We start from the raw sequence: 3,613 nt of genomic DNA, 5'->3' as shown, positions 1-3,613 counted from the left end.
TCCGGCCCCCCACCGGCATCGACGACCTCAAGCAACACCTCGTCGACGCCCTGCCCGCATGACGCGGCCGTGACGCGGCGCCCTCGCGCCGCGGAGCCGCACGCCTGACGTAAAGTTTCCCGGGTTTCGACCTGCCCGCCGCGGCGGGAGCCACGAGGAGGAAGCACCCCGATGACCGACCAGACGCGCACGCACGGCATCGCGCCGCGCGTCGTCGTGCCCGAGGACGGCCGGTCCCACGTCGACGGGCTGGTCTGGATGGACGGCGTGCTGCACGTCCGGGCCACGACCCGCTGGGTCGACGAGCACGGGGCAGAGCGCACGTTCCGCCGGGCCGAGGACGGCACGCTGCAGGACGCCCGGGACGGCGACGCCTCCGGTCTCCGGAGCGCGACGTCGACCCTGACGGTCCGCGAGCGACGGTCGCGCAAGGTCCGGAAGCTGCCCGGCTCCAGCACGACGGAGCTCGTCCCGGTCCCCGGCAGCGACGACCTCGTGTCCGTGCGGCTGCACGTCGAGGGCAGGCTCGACCCGAGCGGGGGGAAGAAGGGCACCCGCCTCGGCCGCGGCGTCTGGGACGTGCGCGTGAAGACCGAGGCCCTGGGCGTCACCCACCACCTCCCCGCCGCGACCGACACCTCGACGCGGCCCGCGATCGTCGGCCGCCGGCAGCTCGTCGCCTACCGCAACCGGCGCGGGACCCTGAGCGTCGACGCGGGGGGCAACCTGCGGACCGTGGTCGACGGGTCGCGACCGCGCACCGACGCCGCCACGACGCGCACCCGCGCGGACGGCGGCCGCCGCACGAGCGTCACCGTCTCGGTCCCCCTGGACGGCGTCCGGGTCTGGCCGGTCGTCGAGGGCCGCCGCGGCCCTCTGCAGGGCACCGCCGAGCTCGTGGCTCCGGTCGGCTCGTTCCCCCGCCGCGCCCTGCTCAAGGTGCGCCGCCGCCTGGGAGCCTCGTCGGTTCCCGGCCGGGCCGCCGTCACCGTCCACGACGAGGACGTCACCCTCACGGCGACCGCGGCGGCCACGCCCGGTCTGTGGCAGCTCGTGGTCTCGCTGGGCGGTGACCGACACCCGGCACCGTTCCTGGTGCGTATCGCGCGCGACGGCAGCGCCACCCTGACGGCGACGCCGGCTGCCGGCGGTCGGCCGCACGTCGCGCCCGACGCGCCGCCGAAGGTCTCGGTCGTCGTGCCCGTGTACAACGCGGAGCGCTTCGTCGAGGAGGCGATCCGCTCGGTCTTCGCGCAGTCGATGCCGGCCGAGCAGATCGAGATCGTGGCCGTCGACGACGGCTCCACCGACGACTCGCTGAGCATCCTGCACCGGCTCGCCCGCGAGCACCCGCGGATGCGCGTGCTGACGCAGCCCAACTCCGGCTCCGCGGCGGCGCCCCGCAACACGGCGATCGAGGCGGCGACCGGCACCTACCTGTTCTTCCTCGACGCCGACGACCTCCTCACGCCGCGTGCTCTCGAGAAGCTCGTCGAGGCGGCCGACGTGGTCGGCGCCGACGTCGCCCTCGGCCGGATGAAGGGGATCGGCGGCCGCGGGGTCGCGAAGTCGATGTTCGCCCGGTCGACGCTGGACGCCCACATGGTGCGGACGAACCTGATCCGCGCGCTCGGGCCGACCAAGATGTTCCGGCGCGAGCACGTGCTGGGCCTCGACGCGTGGTTCCGCCCCGGGCTGCGCAACGGCGAGGACCTCGCGTTCGTGGCCGAGGCCGAGCTCACCGCGCGCCGCATCGTGGTCCGGGCGGACGGCGACTACTACATCGTGCGGGGGCACGACGGCGTGCACATGTCGCGCATCGGCGAGACGCTCGACGAGAAGTTCGCCAAGGCGTGGAGCCTGGCCGAGGTGGTCGAACGGCACACGGAGCCGGGGCCCGACCGGGACGCGCTGCTGGTGCGCCCCTTCGGCGGGGCCGCGGTCGAGGGGCTGTTCCGGCGCCGCTTCCTGGAGCTCGACGCCGAGCACCGCGCGAAGCTCGTCGACCGGGTCGCGGACCGGTTCGGCCACCTGTGGACCCCCGGTCTGCGCGCGCAGCTCCCCGCGGCGGCGCAGCCGCTCCTCGAGCTGGTCTTCCGGCGCCGGGCCGACCTGGTCGGCGAGCTCGTCGAGCACGCCGGCGGGAACCCCCGCGACCTCGAGCACGTGATGACCGCCGACGGGTTCGTCCTGGACGTCCCGCCGTCGGTCGCGGCCGCCGTCGACCCCGCCCTCCTGGGCGTGCCGCCGACGGCCGCCGAGACCCAGCTGACGTCGACACGGCTGCGGGACGGCTCGGCGGTGCTGCGCGGCTGGGTCCGCGCGGTCGGCGGCTTCCCGGTCCCGGACGGCGCCCTGGCCCGGTGGACGCTGCGCGACGACGGCCGCACCGTCGACGTCCCCGCACGCGCGCTCGGTGCCCGCACGACCGGGCACGGCCCGGCCGCGGGGCTGGAGCTCGTCGTCGAGACCGCGGCCCTCCCCGCCGAGGGGGTGTGGGACCTGAGCGTCGCGCCCACCTGGGGTGACGTCGTCGGGCCGTTCGCCCGGTTCGGCGGGAACCGCACCGGCGGGGTCGGTGCGGACGACCTCGCGCTCGGCCCGACCGACGTGCTCTACGGCACCCTCGGCCACGGCAACCTCTCGCTCGACCACGGGGGGACGACGACCCGGGCCCCGCTGGTGCACGTCGTCGGCACACGGTGGGACGCCGACGGGCGGCCCGAGGTGCTCGTGGCCCTGCCCGGCGACGACCCCTCCGCGCGCGTCTACGCGCAGGTGGAGCCGGCCGGGAGCCGCGGCGCCCGGCAGCTGCTGCCGAGCACCCGGGTCGACGCGACCACCCTGGCGGCCAGGCTCCCGGTGCCGCGGTCCGTCGGCGACGAGGAGCGGATCGAGCTCACCGTCGCGCACGACGGCACCCTCTCGGTGCCCAAGCACTCCCCCGTCCCTCCGCTCGTGTCGGACGAGGTCGCGCTCACGCTCGTCGACGGCACGTGGCGGATCACCCGCACGGCGACGACGTCCTCGGAGGTTCCCGCATGACCCCGGTCAAGCTCTGGTGGTGGCGCTGGCGCTTCCCCGCCGAGCTCAACTTCGGCGACGAGGTGACGGCGCCCCTGCTCGAGAGGCTCACGGGCCGCCCCGTCACGTGGACCCCGCTCGAGTCCGCCGACGTCGTCGGTGCCGGCTCGGTGCTGCAGAAGATCCTGCGGGCCCGGCCCACGTCGATGCCCCAGGTCTGGGGGCCGGGGGTCATCTCCCCGTACGCCGGCGGCGTCCCGGACGGGTTCGCGCCGCTCGCGGTCCGCGGGCGGCTGACGCTGGAGCACCTCGACCCGTCCGTCCAGGGCCGCGTCGCGCTGGGCGATCCCGGCATCCTGGCCGACCGCCTCGTCGACGGACCCGTCACGAAGAGATACACCCTCGGCGTCATCCCCCACTACAAGGACGCCACCGACCCCGCCATCCGCGCCCTCACCACCCTGCCCGGCACCCGCCGCATCGACGTCGCCTGGACCCCCGAAGAAGTCGCCCGCGAGATCGCCGCCTGCCACGTCGTCCTCTCCTCCTCCATGCACGGCCTGATCTTCGCCGACGCCCTCGACGTGCC

Annotated in this window: 2 protein-coding genes; both read left to right on the top strand. The window is 75.6% G+C overall.

Translation table 11 applies throughout. The features are described 5' to 3' along the window. The first annotated feature begins 171 nt into the window (after nucleotides 1-171). Nucleotides 172-3,045 carry a glycosyltransferase family 2 protein gene (locus tag IEW03_RS20230; RefSeq protein WP_188525529.1) on the top strand — a complete coding sequence of 958 codons (2,874 nt, stop codon included), beginning with the start codon at nucleotides 172-174 and terminating at the stop codon, nucleotides 3,043-3,045. Beyond that, on the top strand, nucleotides 3,042-3,613 hold a 572-nt coding region (locus IEW03_RS20225), incomplete at its 3' end, for a polysaccharide pyruvyl transferase family protein (protein WP_188525528.1). The genes IEW03_RS20230 and IEW03_RS20225, both read left to right, overlap by 4 nt.

It is taken from the genome of Isoptericola cucumis, from assembly GCF_014635665.1.
Lineage (GTDB): Bacteria > Actinomycetota > Actinomycetes > Actinomycetales > Cellulomonadaceae > Isoptericola > Isoptericola cucumis.
Note: the sequence above shows the minus strand (reverse complement) of the source record. Positions and strands in the feature narration are given on the sequence as shown.

Excerpts from the sequence above, each read along its gene's own strand:
- IEW03_RS20230 (WP_188525529.1), top strand. The coding sequence starts at position 172 with ATGACCGACCAGACGCGCACGCACGGCATCGCGCCGCGCGTCGTCGTG.